The organism is Novosphingobium colocasiae (assembly GCF_014652555.1).
Classification (GTDB): Bacteria; Pseudomonadota; Alphaproteobacteria; order Sphingomonadales; family Sphingomonadaceae; genus Novosphingobium; species Novosphingobium colocasiae.
Genome location: NZ_BMZA01000007.1, coordinates 118,366 through 137,462, shown reverse-complemented (window position 1 = coordinate 137,462; position 19,097 = coordinate 118,366). Strand labels below are relative to the sequence as shown.

General features: G+C 65.9%; 20 protein-coding genes. 12 read left to right on the top strand and 8 right to left on the bottom strand.

Translation table 11 applies throughout. From position 1 onward, the window contains the following. Window positions 1-271: 271 nt before the first annotated feature. From IE122_RS11140 to IE122_RS11130, 3 genes are all read left to right on the top strand, one after another. Window positions 272-1,186, top strand: coding sequence for a sulfite exporter TauE/SafE family protein (locus tag IE122_RS11140; RefSeq protein ID WP_189621247.1), 915 nt, complete (start codon window positions 272-274; stop codon window positions 1,184-1,186). Continuing rightward, window positions 1,183-1,947: a TIGR02186 family protein gene (locus IE122_RS11135; protein ID WP_189621246.1), complete on the top strand. Its 765-nt coding sequence runs from the start codon at window positions 1,183-1,185 to the stop codon at window positions 1,945-1,947. Before IE122_RS11140 ends, IE122_RS11135 begins: the two co-directional genes overlap by 4 nt. A 171-nt stretch (window positions 1,948-2,118) precedes the next feature. Further along, window positions 2,119-3,765, top strand: a complete 1,647-nt coding sequence (locus IE122_RS11130; RefSeq protein WP_229814036.1) for an ATP-binding protein — start codon at window positions 2,119-2,121, stop codon at window positions 3,763-3,765. A 77-nt stretch (window positions 3,766-3,842) separates the two neighbouring features. Here IE122_RS11130 and IE122_RS11125 read toward each other — a convergent pair whose 3' ends face one another. From IE122_RS11125 to IE122_RS11115, 3 genes are all read right to left on the bottom strand, one after another. Then, window positions 3,843-5,321, bottom strand: coding sequence for an MATE family efflux transporter (locus IE122_RS11125; RefSeq protein WP_189621244.1), 1,479 nt, complete (start codon window positions 5,319-5,321; stop codon window positions 3,843-3,845). Then, window positions 5,318-6,052: a 7-carboxy-7-deazaguanine synthase QueE gene (locus IE122_RS11120; protein WP_189621243.1), complete on the bottom strand. Its 735-nt coding sequence runs from the start codon at window positions 6,050-6,052 to the stop codon at window positions 5,318-5,320. The genes IE122_RS11125 and IE122_RS11120 overlap by 4 nt, the downstream gene beginning before the upstream one ends. A 123-nt stretch (window positions 6,053-6,175) precedes the next feature. Further along, window positions 6,176-8,992: a valine--tRNA ligase gene (locus IE122_RS11115; RefSeq protein WP_189621242.1), complete on the bottom strand. Its 2,817-nt coding sequence runs from the start codon at window positions 8,990-8,992 to the stop codon at window positions 6,176-6,178. 149 nt (window positions 8,993-9,141) lie between these two features. Here IE122_RS11115 and IE122_RS11110 point away from each other — a divergent pair, with 149 nt between their 5' ends. The 5 genes from IE122_RS11110 to IE122_RS11090 all read left to right on the top strand — a co-directional run bounded on the left by IE122_RS11110 (window position 9,142) and on the right by IE122_RS11090 (window position 13,576). After that, window positions 9,142-10,257 (top strand): ABC transporter permease, encoded by a 1,116-nt coding sequence (locus tag IE122_RS11110; RefSeq protein WP_189621241.1) that lies wholly within the window; start codon window positions 9,142-9,144, stop codon window positions 10,255-10,257. After that, window positions 10,254-11,129, top strand: a complete 876-nt coding sequence (locus IE122_RS11105; RefSeq protein ID WP_189621240.1) for an ABC transporter ATP-binding protein — start codon at window positions 10,254-10,256, stop codon at window positions 11,127-11,129. The genes IE122_RS11110 and IE122_RS11105 overlap by 4 nt, the downstream gene beginning before the upstream one ends. Window positions 11,130-11,138: 9 nt before the next feature. Continuing rightward, a complete protein-coding gene (locus IE122_RS11100) occupies window positions 11,139-12,077 on the top strand; it encodes an MlaD family protein (protein ID WP_189621239.1) in 939 nt (312 codons plus the stop codon). A gap of 11 nt (window positions 12,078-12,088) precedes the next feature. Then, window positions 12,089-12,724: an ABC-type transport auxiliary lipoprotein family protein gene (locus IE122_RS11095; RefSeq protein ID WP_189621238.1), complete on the top strand. Its 636-nt coding sequence runs from the start codon at window positions 12,089-12,091 to the stop codon at window positions 12,722-12,724. Between the two features lie 273 nt (window positions 12,725-12,997). Continuing rightward, window positions 12,998-13,576: an outer membrane protein gene (locus IE122_RS11090; RefSeq protein ID WP_189621237.1), complete on the top strand. Its 579-nt coding sequence runs from the start codon at window positions 12,998-13,000 to the stop codon at window positions 13,574-13,576. 85 nt (window positions 13,577-13,661) lie between these two features. On the opposite strand, the gene IE122_RS11085 is transcribed toward IE122_RS11090, so the two are convergent. The 5 genes from IE122_RS11085 to crcB are packed head-to-tail and all read right to left on the bottom strand — an operon-like array spanning window position 13,662 to window position 16,957. Further along, the gene (locus tag IE122_RS11085) at window positions 13,662-14,360 is read right to left on the bottom strand and encodes an ATP12 family chaperone protein (protein WP_189621268.1); all 699 of its coding nucleotides are present in this window, start codon (window positions 14,358-14,360) and stop codon (window positions 13,662-13,664) included. Continuing rightward, on the bottom strand, window positions 14,357-14,593 hold the full coding sequence (locus tag IE122_RS11080; RefSeq protein ID WP_189621236.1) for a hypothetical protein: 237 nt from the start codon (window positions 14,591-14,593) through the stop codon (window positions 14,357-14,359). The genes IE122_RS11085 and IE122_RS11080 overlap by 4 nt, the downstream gene beginning before the upstream one ends. A 4-nt stretch (window positions 14,594-14,597) precedes the next feature. Beyond that, entirely contained in the window at window positions 14,598-15,248 is a 651-nt protein-coding gene (locus tag IE122_RS11075) for an HAD-IA family hydrolase (protein ID WP_189621267.1), read from the bottom strand. 42 nt (window positions 15,249-15,290) lie between these two features. After that, on the bottom strand, window positions 15,291-16,553 hold the full coding sequence (locus tag IE122_RS11070) for an RluA family pseudouridine synthase (protein WP_189621235.1): 1,263 nt from the start codon (window positions 16,551-16,553) through the stop codon (window positions 15,291-15,293). Then, entirely contained in the window at window positions 16,550-16,957 is a 408-nt protein-coding gene (gene crcB, locus IE122_RS11065; protein ID WP_189621234.1) for a fluoride efflux transporter CrcB, read from the bottom strand. Before crcB ends, IE122_RS11070 begins: the two co-directional genes overlap by 4 nt. A 234-nt stretch (window positions 16,958-17,191) precedes the next feature. Between crcB and rpsU the strand changes: the two genes are divergently transcribed. The 4 genes from rpsU (at window position 17,192) to gatC (ending at window position 19,096) form a co-directional block, all read left to right on the top strand. Further along, the gene (rpsU, locus tag IE122_RS11060; RefSeq protein ID WP_008070684.1) at window positions 17,192-17,398 is read left to right on the top strand and encodes a 30S ribosomal protein S21; all 207 of its coding nucleotides are present in this window, start codon (window positions 17,192-17,194) and stop codon (window positions 17,396-17,398) included. 159 nt (window positions 17,399-17,557) lie between these two features. Continuing rightward, window positions 17,558-18,121 carry an FKBP-type peptidyl-prolyl cis-trans isomerase gene (locus IE122_RS11055; protein ID WP_189621233.1) on the top strand — a complete coding sequence of 188 codons (564 nt, stop codon included), beginning with the start codon at window positions 17,558-17,560 and terminating at the stop codon, window positions 18,119-18,121. A gap of 19 nt (window positions 18,122-18,140) precedes the next feature. Further along, window positions 18,141-18,644, top strand: coding sequence for an FKBP-type peptidyl-prolyl cis-trans isomerase (locus IE122_RS11050; protein ID WP_229814029.1), 504 nt, complete (start codon window positions 18,141-18,143; stop codon window positions 18,642-18,644). Window positions 18,645-18,793: 149 nt separating this feature from the next. Next, window positions 18,794-19,096 carry an Asp-tRNA(Asn)/Glu-tRNA(Gln) amidotransferase subunit GatC gene (gatC, locus tag IE122_RS11045; protein ID WP_189621232.1) on the top strand — a complete coding sequence of 101 codons (303 nt, stop codon included), beginning with the start codon at window positions 18,794-18,796 and terminating at the stop codon, window positions 19,094-19,096. The last annotated feature ends 1 nt before the right edge of the window (window position 19,097 follow it).

Here is a 19,097-nt window from a genome sequence, read left to right as displayed (position 1 = left end):
ACCGTCAATTCAAGGAGGCGAGGCGCAGGAATATGTCCATATTTCCAGCCGAGCCGACGCGGAAGTGGCGGTTTTTGGTCCAGCCCCTTCGGGGTTTCCCTGCAAAGCGCCCCGGCAGCGTTGCTCGGCCTTGAAAGAGGCCCGCTCTTCCTGCGACCTCGCGCCTCGCCGGGGCGCTTTGCAGGGAAACCGTGGCGTTGCGGAATTTGTCCACGGCGCCTAGCACAGCGCGCTTTTCTCGCGCGCGGTGCTGCGGTAGCGAGAGAGGCGCATGGATGTGTACCTTCCCATCGCCAACCTTTCGGTCAACGGGCTCGTCATCGTCGGGCTGGGGATGATTACGGGCATGCTTTCGGGCATCTTCGGGGTCGGCGGCGGGTTCCTCACCACGCCGCTGATGATCTTCTATGGTATCCCGCCCACGGTCGCTGCCGCTTCCGCCGCCAGCCAGGTGACCGGGGCCAGCGTGTCGGGCGTTTTCGCCCAGTCGCGGCGTGGCGGGGTGGATTACCAGATGGGATCGGTGATGGTCGCCGGCGGCATCATCGGCATCGGCATCGGCGCATTGCTGTTCAACCTGCTGCAACGGCTGGGGCAGATCGATACCGTTATCAGTATCCTCTACGTGGTGCTGCTGGGCTCGATCGGAGGCCTGATGGCGCGCGAGAGCATCCAGACCTTGCGCGCCGAACGCACCGGCATCCCGATGCCGCCGCGCAAGCGCCGGCATCACCCGATGGTCGCCAACCTGCCGATGCGCTGGCGGTTTTATCGTTCGGGCCTTTACATATCGCCGTTGGCACCGCTGATCCTGGGCATCTTTACCGGCATCCTGACGATGCTGATGGGCATCGGCGGCGGCTTCATCCTGGTCCCGGCGATGCTCTACATCCTGGGCATGAGCGCGAACGTGGTGGTGGGCACCTCGCTCTACCAGATCCTGTTCGTCACCATGGCGACGACGATGATGCACGCGCTGACCACCCATGCCATCGATATCGTGCTGGCCAGCCTCTTGCTGGTCGGATCGGTCACCGGCGCGCAACTGGGCACCCAACTGGCGCAAAGGTCTTCGCCGGTCATCCTGCGGCTGGTGCTCGCGGCGATCGTATTGCTGGTGGCGGGCCGCATGGCCTTGGGCCTGGGCTGGCGGCCTGACGAGATCTATACAGTCGCGCCGCTGTGAGGGCGCGTTACGCCTTGCCGCTGGCGCTGCTGCTGCCGGTCCTGCTGGGCGGTGCGCGCGATCCGATCCTGGTGACCGAAGTCTCGCAGCATGAAGTGGACCTGCAACAGGGCTTCACCGGCACGGAACTGCTGCTGTTCGGCGCGATCCTGACGCCCGAAGGGGCCCGCGCCGCGCAGGACTACGATATTGTCGTCACCCTCAAGGGGCCGACCCAATCGGTGATCCTGCGCGAAAAGCAGAAGATGGCCGGCATCTGGATCAACGCCGCCAGTATCGAGTTGCGCTCTGCCCCTTCCTATTATGCCATCGCCTCTACCCGCCCGATCGCCGATATCGTCGATGACAAGACAGCGGCGATCTATGAACTTGGCCTCAAGTGGCTGCAACTCTCGCCGATCGGCGCGATCGACCCGGAGGAGCAGGCGCGGTTCGCCGCCGGCCTTGTCGCCCGCAACGAGGCCAATGGCCTTTACCGTGAGGAAGAGGGCGGCGTGAAGGTCAACGAACAGGTCCTGTATCAGGCCCGCATCGGCCTGCCCTCCAGCGTGCCGATCGGGACGTATACCGCAGAGACGTTCGCGATATCCAAGGGCCGGGTGGTGGCATCGGCCAGCAGCACGGTCGAAGTGCGCAAGCAGGGCATGGAACGCGCCATCGCCCACTTCTCGGACGATTACGGGCTGCTCTACGGGCTGCTGGCGGTGGCGGTGTCAGTCGCGATGGGCTGGCTGGCCGGACGGCTGTTCGCCCGCGATTGATACCCTGAAGCAGGCTATCAGCGGCTTTACGCAAGCTTTCGCATCACCCTTAGCTCAATATTAACTGCAAGCACGTAGCCATTGTCCGGGGACCGTTCCTGGTCGGGTGACACGATGACGCACATGAACATGCAGGGTTTCGATCGCACAGGGGGCGGCCATGCCGGCGAGATGGTGGCTTCCCGCCCCGCTCCTGCGCATGGACGACCCAGCGAATGCGCCGTTGAGCCAATCGGTATCGTCCTCGAAATCTCCGGCGCCGGCAGCAAGATCGCGCTCGACCTCAACCGCCTGACCGAATGCGCGCAGGATGCCGATCCCTCGGTCGCGATGTCGGGGCAGGTCGGCTGCCAGATCAAGATCCGGGTCGCTAACGGCTGGCTGCTGGCCAGCGTGCGCACCCAGAAGAAGGACGCCAAGATCCCCGGCGGCATCCTTGCCGATGCAGACTTTCTGGGCGAAGGCGAAGAAGAGCGCCTGACCGGTCGCATTCACGGCTTCCGCCGCGGTGTCACGCTCTATCCGATCCCCGGCGCTCTGGTCTATCCCGCCACCAGCGAGGACTTGCGCCAGATCTATGCCAGCGACGGCCGCTCCTCGGTCCAGATCGGCAACGTCTATCCCACCAAGGACATCCGCGCCGGGCTTTATGTCGATGCGTTGCTGGGCAAGCACTTCGCGCTGCTGGGCTCGACCGGCACCGGCAAATCGACCAGCGCCGCCCTGATCCTGCACCGCATCTGCGATCATGCGCCCGAAGGGCACATCATCATGATCGACCCGCACGGCGAATATTCCGCAGCCTTCCGCACCAACGGCGTGATCCTCGACGTCAGCAACCTGCAGATGCCGTACTGGCTGATGAACTTCGAGGAACACTGCGAGATCCTCCTCACCTCGCGCGGGGACGATCGCCAGCTCGACAGCGAGATCCTCGGCAAGTGCCTGCTCGAAGCGCGTTCGAAGAGTCGGCTCGCCGAACAGCTCGGCAAGATCACGGTCGACAGCCCGATCCCCTACCTGCTGTCGGACCTGGGCATCATCATCAACAACGCGATGGGCAAGCTCGACAAGGGCCATACCAGCGCGCCCTATCTGCGGATCAAGAACAAGCTCGAGGAACTCAAGACCGATCCGCGCTACCAGTTCCTGTTTTCGGGCATGCTGGTGGGCGATACCATGACCGAATTCATCTCGAAGGTGTTCCGCCTACCCTCGTTCGGGCGGCCGATCTCGATCATCGACGTGTCGGGCGTGCCTTCGGAAATCACCACCACCGTCGTCGCCGTGCTGTCGCGGCTGGTGTTCGACTACGCTGTGTGGTCGCGCGAGGAGACGACGCGGCCGATCCTGCTGGTCTGCGAGGAAGCGCACCGCTACGTGCCGAACGAGAAGAACGCCGATGGCTCTTCGGTCGGCCGCATCCTGTCGCGCATCGCCAAGGAAGGCCGCAAGTACGGCATTTCGCTCGGCCTTATCACCCAGCGCCCTTCGGACCTTGCCGAGGGCGTGCTGTCACAGTGCGGCACGATCATCTCGATGCGGCTCAACAACGATCGCGACCAGGCGTTCGTGCGGGCCGCCATGCCCGAAGGCGCGCGCGGCTTCCTCGATTCGATTCCCGCCTTGCGCAACCGCGAATGCATCATCTGCGGCGAGGGCGTGTCGATCCCGATGCGTGTCAGTTTCGACGATCTCGCCGAACAGCGCCGCCCGGCCTCGGCCGATCCCTCGTTCACCCAGCTCTGGAATTCCAGCGGCGGCGAAGAGGAAACCGTGGCCCGCACCGTCCAGCGCTGGCGCGCACAGGGGCGTTAGAGCATAGCGCGTGAAATCTGGGTCAATCTCCGTTCGATACGAACGGAACTTGTGGTGCTGATCAAACGCACGATGCTCTAACCGACCACTTCCCCGCGCCACTTGCCGAAGCGGTAGTATCCCAGCGCCAGCACCACGGTGACCACCGATCCTACCGGGTAAGCCCACCATACCGCCTCGCTGCCGATAAACGGGTGGGCAAAGGCGTAGAAGCCCAGTCTGCCGGCGTAGAGGCCCAGGAACAGGACCACCATCGGCGCGATCACCGTGCCATAAGCGCGCATTACGCTGGTCAGCACCATAGTCACCGAAAAGATCACGAACGATGCGGTGCATATGAGCTGGATGTGCCGCCCGATCGCCATTGCCGCGTCGTCGCCAGAGAGGAATATCGACAGCAGCGGGCGGTCCAGTAACACGATCAGCACGGATACCAGCGTCGTTAGCACCAGGTTGCTGCCCATCCCGGCATACGTGATGCGATCGACCCGGCCATGCAGCCCGGCCCCGATCGCCTGTGCCACCATCGCGCTGACGGCAGAGCCGATCGCGAAGGCCGGCATCTGGAGGTAGTTCCACAGTTGCAGCGACGCACCGTAAGCGGCCGCCGCCGCCAGCCCCTCTCGATTGACGAGACCGATCATGATCAGCCCGGCAGAGGATGCCAGCAGCATCTGCGCCGCCATCGGCACCCCCTTGCCGACGATGTAGCCAAGCTCGTCACGGCGGGGGATCAGCAGCGCCAGTTCGTGCCGAGACAGCGCCAGCACCGCACCCTTGGCGTAAATCCGCCAGATCTGGAACAGGAAGCCGGTCAGGTTGGCGACGGCGGTGGAGAAGGCCGAACCGGCGACGCCCAGCGCCGGGATCGGCCCAGCTCCACGGATCAGCAGCGGGTTCATCGCAATGTCGATGACCACGGTCAGGGTCATGGCGTGCAGCGGCGTGCGCGAATCTCCGGCCCCGCGCATCGCCATCGAGGTGATGACCGAAGCCATCGTGAACGGCATCGTCACGAAAACCACGCGCAGGTAGGCCAACGCTTCGACCATGCTTTCGCGCGGCGTGCTCAGCATCTCCAGCAGCGACGGCGCGACGACCCAGCCGGCAATGCCGACCACGATCGCCAAGAGCACGCAGAAACTGAGGCCGCTGCCGAAGGTGCGACGCAGCCCGGCGATGTCATTCGCCCCAAACGACTTGCCGACCTTGATCGTGGTCGCCATGCCGAAGCCGAACACGGCGGAAACCAGCACGAACAGCACCACGTTGCCGTTCGCCGTAGCCGCCAGCGCGCTTTCGCCCAGCAGCCGGCCTACCCACATGGCGTTGACCGATCCGTTCAGCGATTGCAGCACATTCGATGCCAGCATCGGCAGCGCGAAAACCATCAGCGTCTTGAGGATCGGCCCGCTGGTAAGATCGCCGGCGCGGGCACCGCGCGGCTGGGCCGGTTCGCCGGTGGGCGCCACCCGGCGTTCCGGCGCCGCGTCCTCACCAGGCGGAATGAACGGCGCGGAGGCCGGTTCGGCGGGAAGGGCGTGAAAGTCTGTCATGTTCCGCGGGTGTCGCCGTAGAGATGGATGTGGAGGCGATCTGTGTAACGCCACCCGCGCGCAAGTGTTTCTGCTGCAAGCCAGCGCCCCCGATCTACCAGCGCGGCAGGATCGCGGCCTTCGGGCATCACATAGAGCCGTTCGGGCGCGATGGCGTGCGCTTTTGCCAGCGCCGCGATCTCGTCCATGTCGACCGGGGTGGCGACCACGAACTTGAAGAAGGCGCGGCGGTCCTGCGCCCAGGCGGCCAGCCGTTCGGGCACCAGCGCCAGATCGGCAGGATTGCCCGAATGCGCCAGCTTGGGGCTGACGTTGTACTGGTGGATCAGCGGATCGAGCGCAGGGTGCGGCGGCACGGTGCCGTTGGTTTCCACCTCGACGTGAAAGGCGCGGGGCAGGGCCGCGATCATCCGCGCCAGCGCCGCGCCCTGCAACAGCGGCTCGCCACCGGTGATGACCAGCCGGTCGGGGCCCAGCGCGGCGATGCGCACCGCAACTTCGGGTTCGTCCAGCGCGATCTGGTTGGTACCGCGCTCGAACGACAGGTCATCCACATGCGGCCGGTTATCGCCGGTGAAGCGCCAAGTATAGGCGGTATCGCACCAGCGGCACGCCAGGTTGCAGCGCGATAGCCGCACGAACGTGCTCGGCCGCCCGATCGATGGCCCTTCGCCCTGCAATGAGGCGAAGATTTCAGGTTCGCCCGGCGTGGTGGTGGCGAGGGTCAGCATGCTATCCCCTGCTTTCGTCATTCCCGCGAAGGCGGGAACCTATCTCCTGACGCTGATCGGCGCACGAGGACCAGATGGGTCCCCGCTTTCGCGGGGATGACGAACAGGTTTGGCGGATGATCGTTACCCCAGCCGCGCCAGCGCCGCCGCCAGCCGCTCGGCCTCGGCCGCATGCAGGGCATGATCGGCGCGGGCCTTGTCCACCGCTTCGGGCTTGGCCTTTTCGACGAAAGCCGGATTTTCCAACCGCTTGCCGAGCGAATCGCGCTCTTTCAGCGAAGTGGCCAGCGCCTTTTCGAGCCGCGCCTTTTCGGCGGTAATGTCGATCACCCCTTCGAGCGGGATGGCGAGCATGGCGTCGCCAGCGCCGACCTGCATGGCCGGGCCGGCCGGTGCCGCCTCGAACCGGATCGCGTCCAGCCGCGCAAGGCGATCGATTGCCGCCGCGTTGCGACCGATCACTGCGCGGGTGGCGTCGGAAGGATCGGCCAGATAGGCGGTCAGCCGCGCGCCGGGCGCGATGCCCAGCTCTGCCTTGGCCCCGCGCAAGTTGCCGATCAGCGCGATCAGCCACTCAACCTCGGCCTTGGCCTCTGCATCGACCTTCGCTTCCGGCTTCAGCCACTGCGCCACGATCAGCTCATAGGGCCGCTCGCCCAGCTTGCTCCACAGCTCCTCGGTCACGAACGGCATGAACGGGTGCAGCATCACCAGGATCTGGTCGAGCACCCAGCCGGCGACGGCCTTGGTCTCATCATCGAACGATCCCTTGATCAGTTCGATGTACCAGTCGCAGAACTGGTTCCACACGAAGTGGTAGATCGCGTTGGCTGCCGCATCGAAGCGCAAGTCGGCCATCGCCTTGTCGAGCGCCGCTACGGTTTCGACCACTTCGCCGATGATCCAGCGGTTGACCGCCGATGTGGCCGCCGGGGCGGCGATCGACCGGCTCGCGCCGATGCCGTTGGATTGGCAGAACCGCGCCGCGTTCCACAGCTTGGTGGCGAAGTTGCGGTATCCCTCGACCCGCTTCTCGTCCATCTTCACGTCGCGGCCCTGGCTTTCCATCGCCGCCATGAAGAAGCGCAGCGCATCCGCGCCGTACTGGTCGATCAGGCCCAGCGGATCGACCACGTTGCCCTTGGACTTGGACATCTTCTGCCCGTCCGCCGCGCGCACCAGCCCGTGCAGGTAGAGCCGCTTCCACGGCACTTCCTTCATGAAATGAATGCCCTGCATCGCCATCCGGGCATCCCAGAAGAAAAGGATGTCGAAGCCGGAAATGAGGAGGTCGTTGGGGTAATGCCTGGCGAGAAGTGTCGAGCCCCTCCCCTTCAGGGGAGGGGTTGGGGTGGGAGTGTGCCCCATGCCCTGCGCTTGGTCGAGAGCCCCCACCCCCGGCCCTTCCCCTGAAGGGGAGGGGAGGTCCTCCTCCGGCCAGCCCAGCGTCGCGAAGGGCCACAGGGCGCTGGAGAACCATGTGTCGAGGACGTCCTCGTCGCGAGTCAACTTTCCTTCGTCATTCCCGCGAAGGCGGGGATCCATCTCCTGCCCATCAGATGGGTTCCCGCTTTCGCGGGAATGACGATAGAGGGCATAGGCCGCCTCCTCGTTCTCGGCGACATAGACCGAACCGTCATCGGCATACCACGCCGGTATCCGGTGGCCCCACCAAAGCTGGCGTGAAACGCACCACGGCTGGATGTTCTCCATCCAGTTGAAGAACGTCTTCTCCCAGCTCTTGGGGACGATCTCGATCTGGCCGGTGCGCACCGCGTGCAGCGGGGCCTGCGCCAGCTTTTCGGCATCGACGTACCACTGGTCGGTCAGCCAGGGTTCGATCACCACGCCGCCGCGATCGCCGTAAGGCGTCTGGATCACGCGGTCCTCGACCTTGTCCAGCAGGCCGTCGGCGTCAAGGATTTCGACCACGCGCTTGCGTGCCTCGAAGCGGTCCATGCCGAGGAACTCGGACGGGATGAGGCCGTCGGCCGTCTGGCACACGCGCGCTTCGGCATCGAGCATGTTGAGCATGTCGGCCGCCTTGAAGCCGGCCCGTTTGCCCACCTCGAAGTCGTTGAAATCATGTCCCGGCGTGATCTTCACCGCGCCTGACCCCAGTTCGGGATCGGCGTGCTCGTCCGCCACGATGGGGATTTCGCGGCCGGTGATCGGCAGGGTGACCGTCGCGCCGCGATCCAGCAGCGGCTTGTAGCGTTCGTCGTTGGGGTTCACCGCCACGGCCATGTCGGCCAGCATCGTTTCGGGCCGGGTGGTGGCGACCATGATGTGGCCCGATCCGTCCGACAGCGGATACTTGAAGTGCCAGAAGCTGCCGTTGATCTCGCGGGTTTCGACCTCAAGGTCGCTGATCGCGGTCTTGAGCTTGGGGTCCCAGTTGACCAGCCGCTTGTCGCGATAGATCAGGCCCTGATTGTAGAGATCGACGAACACCTTGACCACAGCACGGGTGAAGTGCGGGTCCATGGTGAACTGTTCGCGACTCCAGTCCATCGAGCAGCCCAGACGGCGAAGCTGGCCGGTGATGGTGCCGCCGCTTTCGGCCTTCCATTCCCAGACCTTCTCGACGAACTGCTCGCGCGTATAGTTGGTGCGCTTGTCCTGCCGCGCCTCCATCTGGCGCTCCACCACCATCTGCGTGGCGATCCCGGCATGGTCGGTGCCGACCACCCACAGCGCATCCTTGCCGCGCAACCGTTCGTAGCGGATCACCACGTCCTGCAGTGTGTTGTCGAGCGCGTGGCCGATGTGCAGCGAGCCGGTCACGTTCGGCGGCGGGTTGACGATGGTGAAGGGCGTGGCGTCGGGCCGTTCGGGGCGGAACAGGCCGTTTTCCTCCCAGTGGGCATACCATTTTGCTTCGATCCCGGCGGGGTCGAAAGTCTTGTCGAGCGCGGTCACGGTCATCGGTTCGGTCATGGCGCCGGGCCATGCCAGCGCGCGGCAAAAAGGGCAAGGACGGGCCGCTTTCGCGGTGCCCTCATGCAGCCGGAACGGCCTCGACTCGTCTCGTCGTATAAGGTGAACCCCTTGCCGGTCAGGGTGTTTTCCCCCAATACCCTTGGGCAATGAGGCAGTGGGCTGACTTTACCGTGCTGGAAGGCGAAGGGCCGGGTGCCGGAACGCTGGTGCTCAAAGGGCCGTTGCGCATCCATTCGATCGGCAATCTGGAAACCCGCCTCGCCGCGCTCGATACGCCGCTGGCCGGGATCGACCTTGGCGATGTCAGCGATATCGACACCACCGGCGCATGGCTCGTCGCCAGCTATGCGCAGGGCCGGGGGCTTTCGATCACCGGGCAATCGCCGCAGGCCGAAGCGCTGCTCGGCGCGGTCGGCAGTATCGGCGTCGAGGAAGAGGTCGCTCCGCCATGGCAGCCGTTCGGCCGGCGTACCGTGGGGGAACTGGGCGCGCTGGTGATCGCTTGGGGCAAGGGGCTGGTCCAGGCGCTGGGCTTTCTGGGCGAGCTGATCCTGGCGATAGGGCAGGCGTTCCGCCATCCCTCGCAGTTCCGGCGCACGGCGCTGATCCACCACATGCAGCATGTCGGCATCAACTCGCTGTGGATCATCGGGCTGATGAGCTTCCTGATCGGCATCGTCATCGCCCAGCAGGGCGCGGTACAGCTCCAGCAGTTCGGTGCGGAAATCTACACCGTCAACCTGACCGGCCGGCTGGCGATGCGCGAACTGGGTATCCTGATGACCGCGATCATGGTTGCCGGGCGTTCGGGTTCGGCCTTCGCGGCGCAGATCGGCACCATGAAGCTGACCGAGGAAGTGGATGCCATGCGCACCATCGGCGTCTCGCCGATGCAGGCGCTGGTGGTGCCCCGGGTGCTGGCGGCGATGATCATGCTGCCGCTGCTGGGCTTCTATTCCGCCGTCATCGCCATCATCGGCGGGGCGTTCATCTCCTCGTTCGCGCTAGACATTCCCTTCTGGACGTTCCTGCAGCGCACGCAGGAAGTGGTGCCGATCACCGATGTCTGGGTGGGTCTGGTCAAGGCACCGGTGTTCGCGCTGATCGTCGCGCTGGCGGGCTGCTACCAGGGCATGCAGGTCACCTCGAACTCCGAGGAAGTCGGCGCGCGGACCACCCAGGCGGTGGTCACCGCGATCTTCACGGTCATGGTGCTCGATGCCTTCTTCGCGGTGTTCTTCACCGAGATCGGCTGGAAATGAACGACATTTCCGCCCCCGAAGCCGAACTGGACAGCCGGCCGGACGGGCACGACCCGGCTTTTCCGATCGTCGTCGATGGGCTGACCACCGCTTTCGGCGATCATGTGATCCACGAAGACCTCTCGCTCACCGTCAGGCGTGGGGAAATCCTGGGCGTGGTCGGCGGGTCGGGAACCGGCAAGTCGGTGCTGATGCGCACGATCATCGGGCTGCAACGCCCGGTCGCGGGATCGGTCACCGTGCTGGGCACCTCGATCGATGCGGCCACCGAAGAGCAGGATGTCGATATCCGCTCGCGCTGGGGGGTGCTGTTCCAGGGCGGCGCGCTGTTCTCGACGCTGACCGTGGGTGAGAATGTCGAAGTGCCGATCAAGGAATTCTACCCCGAGATCGCACCGGCACTGCGCGCCGAGATCGCGCGGTTCAAGGTGCGGCTTTCCGGCCTGCCCGAGGAAGCGGCGTTCAAGTATCCCAACGAGCTTTCGGGCGGGATGCGCAAGCGTGCCGGGCTGGCGCGGGCGCTGGCGCTCGATCCCGAACTGCTGTTCCTCGACGAGCCGACCGCCGGGCTCGATCCGATCAGCGCCGCCGCTTTCGACCGGCTGACCCGCGCGCTGAAGGAGACGCTGGGGCTGACCGTGTTCCTCATCACCCACGATCTCGATACGCTTTACGAGATTTGCGATCGGGTGGCGGTGCTGGCGGAAAAGCGGGTGATCGCGGTCGGCACGATCCCCGAACTGCTGGCCTTGGATCATCCGTGGATCCAGGAATATTTCAACGGCCCGCGCGGGCGCGCGGCGCTGTCGTCCAAGGATCGTGCCGCCGATGCGCGCGCCGGGGTTGGACGCGGCGACGCAATCGGGGCATAGGGCACACAGATGGAAACACGATCCAACAATGTCTGGGTAGGGGCCGTCACGCTGGTCCTGCTGGCGATGCTGGCGGGGTTCCTGGTGTGGATCGCACGGCTCAACCGGGCCGATTCCAACGAATACGACATCTTCTTCAAGCAATCGGTCGATGGCTTGGCGAAGGGTTCGGAAGTGGCCTACGCTGGCGTCCCGGTGGGCCAGATCACCCGGATCGAACTGTGGCCCAAGGACCCGGCGTTCGTGCGGGTGCGGGTCAAGGTGGATGACAAGGTGCCGGTTACGGTTGGCACCACCGCGACGATTCAGGGCAGCTTTACCGGTGTTTCCGACATCCAGCTCGAAGGCGCGGTCAAGGGCGCGCCGCTGCTGACCGAACCCGGCCCCGAAGGGGTGCCGGTGATCCCGACCAAGCGCGGCGGCCTGGGCGAACTGCTCAGCAACGCGCCGCTGCTGCTGGAACGGCTGGCGACGCTGACCGAGAACCTCAACCAGTTGTTCACCCCGGAAAACCGCAAGTCGATCACCGGCATCCTCGCCAATACCGATCGGCTGACCGGCAACCTTGCCGATGCCTCGCCCCAGCTCAAGGGCACGCTGGTCGAGTTGCAGGCGACGCTCAAGCAGGCCCAGGCGACGCTGGTGGCATTCCAGGGCGTGGCCGGCAAGGCCGACAGCCTGTTGGGCGATCAGGGCACATCGCTCGCCACCCAGTTGCGCGATACCATGCAATCGGTCCAGCGCGCTGCCGATCAGATGAACGCCTCGCTCAAGACCGTCGATCCGGCGATGAACCGGCTGAGCCAGGACACGCTGCCCGCCGCCAATGCGGCCTTGCGCGAACTGCGCGCCGCCAGCGCCGCCTTGCGCGCGGTGACCGAGAAGATCGACGAGCAGGGTGCGGGTGCGGTGATCAAGGGCCAGAACCTGCCGGACTACAAGCCATGATGAGGGATGCGATGGACAGCGCGACACCGCGAGCAAAGGCTGCCCGGCGGCGGCGGATCGTCCCGGCGCTGCTGGCGCTGGGGCTGTCGGCGGCGCTGGCCGGCTGCATCAGCCTGGGCGGCAAGGTGCCCGATACGATGCTTCGGCTGACTGCCGAACAGACTGCTCCGGCGGGCGCGCTCGGTGGCGGGCCGGTCGCCTCGGCGCTGGTGGTGATGGAGCCGGAGACGGATCGCAGCCTTGCCGTGCTGCGTGTGCCGGTTCGGATCGACGGCGCGCGTCTCGCCTATCTCAAGAACGCGGTCTGGGTGGAACGGCCGGCGCGGCAGTTCCGCAGCGTGCTGGCGGAAACGCTGCGCGCACGGACCGGCCGGCTGGTGACCGAAGGGCCCGAACTGCTGGGGCAGGCGGGGCAGGTGCTGGACGGCAGCCTGCTCGACATGGGCTATGACGCGCAGGCGCAGGCCGTGGTCGTGCGCTACGACGCATTCCTGCGCGGGCGCGATGGCACCGTGAAAACGCGCCGGTTCGAATCCCGCGCGACAGGGGTGGTGCCGGATGCAAACTCGGTGGCCCCGGCGCTTAACCGTGCGGCGAACGAAGTGGCGATACAGGTTTCGGACTGGATCAATGCAAGTGGGACCTGAGTTTTTTTGAACTCGTGAAACGCCCTTGGTCCATTTCATGATGAACAAATTGTAATTATCGCTTTGGATCGGCGGAATCGGGTGCATTTCGGCTGGTTGAGAAAATTTCAAATGTGATTTCTTTAAATGCAATTGTGCCTATTTTGTAACATGAAAATCGCTAATTTGTTGATGTTTCGGGTGTTTTATTGACCCGTCCTGCATCGTCGCTAGGTGAGCGCCTCCCCGGTGTGCGGTTTGAAACCCGGGGAAGAAGATAATGCAGGAGTTACCATGAAGAAGTTTATCGCTGCGAGCCTCACCGCCGCTGCTCTGTTCGCCGTTCCCGCCGCTGCCCAGGCCCAGGCCTTCGTGCAGGCGGAAGCCGGCGTCGACAACGTGTCGGCCGGTGGCGAATCGAAGACCGGCTTCGGCTACGGCGTTTCCGCCGGCTACGACCTTGCGCTGTCGGGCGGCATGTTCGTCGGCGTGCAGGGCACCATCGCTGACAGCACCACCAAGAAGTGCGCCACCTTCACCGCCGCTGGTGACAAGGAATGCATCGAAGGCGGCCGTGATCTGGCAGCGGTTGTCCGCCTCGGCACCACCGTCGGTGGCAACAACAAGCTATATGTCTTCGGCGGCTACACCAATGCCCGTCTCGAAGACGTCGTAAAGGGCCCGACCGTCGAAGCGGCCACCGGCCAGTACTCGTTCAAGGATCATGCTGACCTCGACGGTTTCCGTCTGGGTGCCGGTTACGAAATGCCGTTCGGCAAGAACTTCTTCGCCAAGGCCGAGTACCGCTACTCGAACTACGAAGCCGACTTCAGCCGTCACGCTGGCGTGATCGCTCTGGGCGCGCGCTTCTGAGCCATGCTCTGAACGGCAGGGGCCGCAAGGCTCCGGTCCAGGCATCCCGTCCCGGCCTGTGCCGGGGCGGGTTTGCTTTTGGGGATCAGCCCGCGCGGGCGAGCGTGGCGAAGCGGATGGCGAGCGCGAAAGCTTTGGCGCGGGCGGCGCGGTTCTCTGCCGCCAGCACATCCTCGCCCCACAGCTCGACCTGCCAGTCCTCTTCGAGGTTGGCGGCATTCCACAACGCCCCGCCGTCGGCCCCGGGCGCGATGGCGAGCAGGGCAATCGTCAGCGAGGCGGCAAGGCTGGTCAGCATGCGCAGCGCCGCCAGTTGGAAGGCATCCTGACTGGCCAGTTCGGCTTCCAGGCGCGCCAGCGTCTCGGCCGGTTGCGGGCGGTGCATCACGCCCGATACACGGGTGAAGCGCACGCCCCAGCGGCATTCGGCATCGCGCAGCAGCGGTTCCCAGATTTCAAGCTGGCGGCGGTGGAGCGGCTCGTCGGGATCGGCGCGGTAGCACAGGGTATCGGTGCCGGCATAGCCGAGCAGATCGGCAACCGTTGCGGCGCGATCGTCCTCCAGCGCATCGATGGCGTAATCGGCCAGATCGCGCAGGCGGAACCGGGCGGGGTCGATCTCTTCGCCCTGCGCTGCCCATTCGTCCGCCAGCGCGGCGGCCAGCGGCTCGCTCGGCACGACCTGCGCCCTGCCGCCGGCGGTCCGGATCGGCCGCCCGTCCAGCAGCACCCGCCAGCCGCCGTCCTGCGCGCTGACGCTGACGTCCTTGTAGAACCGCTTCATGGCCGGCTGCGCCATGCGCGGGCCAGGATGCGCGGCAGGATCAGCGCTTCGAACAGGCCGATCGCGGCCAGCGCATAGCCTGCTTCGGGCGGCAGGTTGACGGGCAGGCGGCGGGTGAACACCAGCATGCCCAGCACGACCAGCACCGCGCCGCACAAATTGGCGGCGCGCATGATGATGAAGCGGCGTTTTGCAAGCCGCTCGGTGGCGGCGGTATCGTCGATAATGGTCATATGTTCAGCCCAGTAGCGCCTGCGTCAGTTCCTGCGGGGTTCCCACCACCCGTTCGGCCCCGGCATCGCGCAGCTCGGCGGGGTGATGATAGCCCCAGTCGACGCCGATGGCGCGCACGCCGATCGCGCGGGCCATCGCCATGTCGTATTGCGTATCGCCGATCATGACCGCCTGTTCGGGGCCGGCTCCGGCATCGGCGAGCGCCGCTTCCAGCATGGCGGGGTGCGGCTTTGACGGGTGGCGGTCAGCGGTCTGCAGGGTGACGAACAGGTCCGAAACGCCGTTGGCGGCAAGGCAATGTTCCAGCCCCCGGTCCGACATTCCGGTGGCGACGCCCAACGTCCATCCGGCTTGGGCGAGGGCGCGCAGCGTGTCGGCCATCCCTTCGAACAGCGGCTGCGAGACGCGGCCGTCGATCCGGGCGGCCCGGAACGCTTCGCGATAGGCTTCGGCCAGCGCCAGTTGCTGATCGCGCACGCTATGGGGCAGGAGCTGGCGCATTGCCTGCGGCAGCGACAGCCCCACCGCGCGGCGGATCAGCGCGCGGGGCGGGGCGACCAGCCCGAACACGGCAAAGGCGTTCTCCATCGCCTCGCAGATCGGGGCCTGCCCATCGACCAGCGTCCCATCGCAATCGAAAACCGCCAGCTTCATGCCCGCATCGTCTCCCCCGTCCCCCTCGTTGTTCACCAGCCCTCAGCGGCCGCGCGGCGGACCCTTGGGCCGCGCCGGTGCGCGTCCGGCGGGCTTGCCGCCCGGGTTCGCTCCCGCTTTCGTGCCCGGTCTGGCGGGGCTCTTGCCCGGACCTTTCGCACCACCCTTGGCGGGTGCCTTGCCGCCGGTGCGCGGCCGCGCCGGGGCATCGCCGCCGCGCGACCGGCGCTCGCCGCGCCGTTCCTTGCGGTACTGCTTGGCATGCGCCTTGGCCGCGCGCTTCTGCTCGTCCTTGCCCGGTGCCGGGGGGGGCTCGGGCAGTTCGGCCCCGGTTTCCTCGTCGAAGCCGAGCGAGGCGAGCGAATTGGCGAAATGATCGGGCAGGGGCGCGGTCACATCGAGCGGCGCGCCATCGGGGTGATCGATGATGAGCCGCCGCGCGTGGAGGTGCATCTTGCGGCTGATGGTGCCGGACAGGAACGCCTCCTGCCCGCCGTACTTGCCATCGCCGACGATCGGGTGGCCGATCGCCGCCATGTGCACGCGCAACTGGTGCGTGCGCCCCGTCATCGGGTGCAGCTCCACCCAGGCCGCGCGATTGCCCGCGCGGTCGAGCACGCGGTAGCGTGTCTTGGCGGGCTGGCCTTCCTTTTCGTCGACATGCATCTTCTCGCCGCCGGTACCCGGCTGCTTGGCCAGCGGCAGTTCGATCATGCCATCGTCGATCGAGGGAACGCCGACCACCAGCGCCCAGTAGATCTTGCGCGCCGAACGGCCGGAAAAACGCTTTGAAAAGAACGCCGCGCTGCCCGGCGTGCGGGCGATCAGGAGGACGCCCGAGGTGTCCTTGTCCAGCCGGTGGACCAGCCGGGGGCGCGGGCCTTCGGCGGCATAGGCATCAAGCAGCCCGTCGACATGGCTGTGCGTGCCGCTGCCGCCCTGTGTGGCCAGCCCCGGGGGCTTGTTCAGCACGATCGCCGCGCGGTCCTGCGTCAGGACCATCGAATCGGCCAGCTCGATCTCTTCCTCGGACAGCGGCTTGCGCACCCGCTTGGTCGGGCCACCGGGTCTCACGTCACCGCCCGGCGGCACCCGCAGCAACTGGCCGGCGGTCAGCCGCGTATCGACATCGGCGCGCTTGCCGTCCACCCGGATCTGCCCGGTGCGCGCCCAGCGCGATACCGTGGCAAAGCCGACTTGCGGCAGATGGCGCTTGAACCAGCGGTCCAGCCGCACGCCGTCGTCATCACCGCCCACGGTGAACTGGCGGACCATGTCCTCGCCACCCTTGTGCACCCCGCTCATGCGACGCTCCTTGCGAGCGAGAGGCCCGTGACCAGCCCGACGATCCCCAAGAGGATCGACAGCCCGGCGTAGAACATGCTGAGATTGGCCTGCCCACGCTGGGCCATCAGCACGATTTCGAGGCTGAAGGCGGAAAATGTGGTGAACCCGCCCATCACGCCGACGGCCAGGAACAGGCGGGTACCTTCGCCATGGCTGCCGGTCCGGGCCAGCCAGCCGCAGATCAGCCCCATGAGGATGCTGCCGACGAAATTTACCGTCAGCGTGGCCCAGGGGAATGCACTGGCGCGCACTGGGCCGATGGCGCCGGTCCAGGCGCGGCCGACCAGGAACCGCAGCCAGGAGCCGAGGCCGCCGCCCAGCGCTACGTAAAGCGAGCCGAGAAAGAAGGGAGGTTGGGGCATAGGCCGGCCTTAGCGGTAAAGTTCGCGCGAATCCAACTGGTCCGGCAACTCTTGGCGATCTGGCCGATTTTGGGCCTTTCATGCTTGTCTTGCGAGGCCGCTTTTGCTAACGGCCCGCCCAACGTAGCTGCCCCTTTCGAGGGGCGGCGCCCGGAAATTCTAGGATTCGCGGTTCGCCTCGCCACAGTGGATGCGGGGCGGGCTGTGTTCGTTTTTTGTGAGGTGTTTCGGTTTATGCAGATTCTCGTTCGCGACAATAACGTCGATCAGGCTCTTCGTGCGCTCAAGAAGAAGCTGCAGCGCGAAGGCGTCTACCGCGAGATGAAGCTGCGTCGTCACTACGAGAAGCCCTCGGAGAAGCGCGCCCGCGAAAAGGCTGCGGCTGTCCGTCGCGCCCGCAAGCTGGAGCGCAAGCGGGCCGAGCGCGACGGCGCGAAGTAAGCGCAAACCGCGCGTTTTGTCGGCCGGATCGATAAAACGCGGGTTCCGGCTTGAACGCCGGCATCGCATAAGCCAAGAGGGCGCGGAATTTCCATCCGCGCCCTTCGCGTATCCGCTTCGGGAAGGGCGCGCTGATCCGCGCATGAGGGGCTTCGACAGATGACCGAGATTACCCGCGTTCCGCTGCAGCCGGTCGCCAAGGGTGCCGTGACCAAGATCTGGCTGGGCGTCGCCGCCATCGCACTGGCCGCCGCCGGCGTCGCCTATGCCGTGGTTCCGCCCAGCGTTTCGGTCGAGGCGATCACCGCCGGAAGCGGCGAATCGCCCACCATCAACGACGTGGTGCTCATCAACTACAAGGGCACGCTGCCCGGTGGTAAGGTGTTCGATCAGGCCCAGCAGGTGCCGATGGCGCTGAACGAGGTGGTTCCCGGCTTCACCAAGGCGCTGGTCCAGATGCAGCGTGGCGGCAAGTACAAGGTCGAGATCCCCGCCGCGCTCGCCTATGGCGACAAGGCCGTGGGCGAAATCCCCGCCAACACCGACCTGACCTTCGAGATCGAGCTGCTGGACTTCAAGAGCCGCGCCGAGATCGAACAGCAACAGCGCATTCTTCAGCAGCTCCAGCAGATGCAGGGCGCGGCGGGTGGTCCGGGTGCCGCTGCGCCGGGCGCGATGCCTCCGGGTGCCATGCCGCCGGCGGGTGCGCCGGTCCACCCCTGATCGCCTGAAAGGCCGCGCTGTGCGTGTTCGGGGCTTTGCCGCCGTTCTGCTGGCGGGCATGGTGCCGGCCGTTGCCGTGGCGCAGCCAGCGCCCGCAACCGCCCCGCAGCCCGCCGTCACGGTCGAGACGCTGGCACCGGGCAGCGGTGGTACTGTGCCCGAGCATTCGTGGGTCCTGATCGATTACAAGGGCATGCTGACGAACGGCACCGTGTTCGATCAGCAGCAGCACATGCCGATGGCGTTGGACGGCGTGGTCCCCGGCTTCGCCCGGGGGCTTGTCCAGATGCAACGCGGCGGCCGCTACAAGCTGACGATCCCGCCTGAACTGGGCTATGGCGCGCAGCAGACCGGCCCGATCCCACCGAACTCCACGCTGGTGTTCGAGATCAGCCTGATCGATTTCAAGACCCCGGCCGAAATCGCGGTGATCGAGGCCGAAGCGCAGCAACGTGCCGCCGTGCAGGCGCAGGCGCTGATCGATATGGCCAAGAGCGACAAGATCGCTCCGCCCGCACCCTGATCTCCGTCCGACACGAACGGAAGCATCGCAACCCGAAGCCTCCACGCTTGAAGCCGCGCGGACGCAATGCTAGCGGCTCACCCCTGAACCCCGCCTCGCAGGCGAACCGCATGGCGGTGCGCGGGGGCAAACACGCAAGAAGGAACGCCATGTCGGTCGATACCGCAACGGTGGCCAAGATCGCCAGTCTCGCGCGCATCAAGGTTACCGACCAGGACCTTGAGGCGATGGTGCCTGAACTCAACGGGATTCTCGCCTGGGTGGAGCAGTTGGGCGAAGTTGACGTGATCGGCATCGAGCCGATGACTGCGGTCATCCCCAACACGCTGCGCCTGCGCGACGATGTGATCGATGCCGATCCGCTGACCGGCGGCAACCGCCGCGATGCTGTCCTCGCCAATGCGCCCGCCGCCGAACATGGCTTCTTCGGCGTTCCCAAGGTGATCGAATAAC

Bases quoted from the DNA above. Each gene is read 5' to 3' on its own strand.
- IE122_RS11080 (WP_189621236.1), bottom strand. From the start codon at position 14,593: ATGACCATTATCGACGATACCGCCGCCACCGAGCGGCTTGCAAAACGC.
- IE122_RS11130 (WP_229814036.1), top strand. From the start codon at position 2,119: ATGGTGGCTTCCCGCCCCGCTCCTGCGCATGGACGACCCAGCGAATGC.
- IE122_RS11120 (WP_189621243.1), bottom strand. From the start codon at position 6,052: ATGCTGACCCTCGCCACCACCACGCCGGGCGAACCTGAAATCTTCGCC.
- IE122_RS11075 (WP_189621267.1), bottom strand. From the start codon at position 15,248: ATGAAGCTGGCGGTTTTCGATTGCGATGGGACGCTGGTCGATGGGCAG.
- IE122_RS11125 (WP_189621244.1), bottom strand. From the start codon at position 5,321: ATGACAGACTTTCACGCCCTTCCCGCCGAACCGGCCTCCGCGCCGTTC.
- IE122_RS11105 (WP_189621240.1), top strand. From the start codon at position 10,254: ATGAACGACATTTCCGCCCCCGAAGCCGAACTGGACAGCCGGCCGGAC.
- IE122_RS11085 (WP_189621268.1), bottom strand. From the start codon at position 14,360: ATGAAGCGGTTCTACAAGGACGTCAGCGTCAGCGCGCAGGACGGCGGC.
- IE122_RS11090 (WP_189621237.1), top strand. From the start codon at position 12,998: ATGAAGAAGTTTATCGCTGCGAGCCTCACCGCCGCTGCTCTGTTCGCC.
- rpsU (WP_008070684.1), top strand. From the start codon at position 17,192: ATGCAGATTCTCGTTCGCGACAATAACGTCGATCAGGCTCTTCGTGCG.
- IE122_RS11070 (WP_189621235.1), bottom strand. From the start codon at position 16,553: ATGAGCGGGGTGCACAAGGGTGGCGAGGACATGGTCCGCCAGTTCACC.
- IE122_RS11055 (WP_189621233.1), top strand. From the start codon at position 17,558: ATGACCGAGATTACCCGCGTTCCGCTGCAGCCGGTCGCCAAGGGTGCC.
- IE122_RS11115 (WP_189621242.1), bottom strand. From the start codon at position 8,992: ATGACCGAACCGATGACCGTGACCGCGCTCGACAAGACTTTCGACCCC.
- crcB (WP_189621234.1), bottom strand. From the start codon at position 16,957: ATGCCCCAACCTCCCTTCTTTCTCGGCTCGCTTTACGTAGCGCTGGGC.
- IE122_RS11140 (WP_189621247.1), top strand. From the start codon at position 272: ATGGATGTGTACCTTCCCATCGCCAACCTTTCGGTCAACGGGCTCGTC.
- gatC (WP_189621232.1), top strand. From the start codon at position 18,794: ATGTCGGTCGATACCGCAACGGTGGCCAAGATCGCCAGTCTCGCGCGC.
- IE122_RS11100 (WP_189621239.1), top strand. From the start codon at position 11,139: ATGGAAACACGATCCAACAATGTCTGGGTAGGGGCCGTCACGCTGGTC.
- IE122_RS11110 (WP_189621241.1), top strand. From the start codon at position 9,142: ATGAGGCAGTGGGCTGACTTTACCGTGCTGGAAGGCGAAGGGCCGGGT.
- IE122_RS11095 (WP_189621238.1), top strand. From the start codon at position 12,089: ATGGACAGCGCGACACCGCGAGCAAAGGCTGCCCGGCGGCGGCGGATC.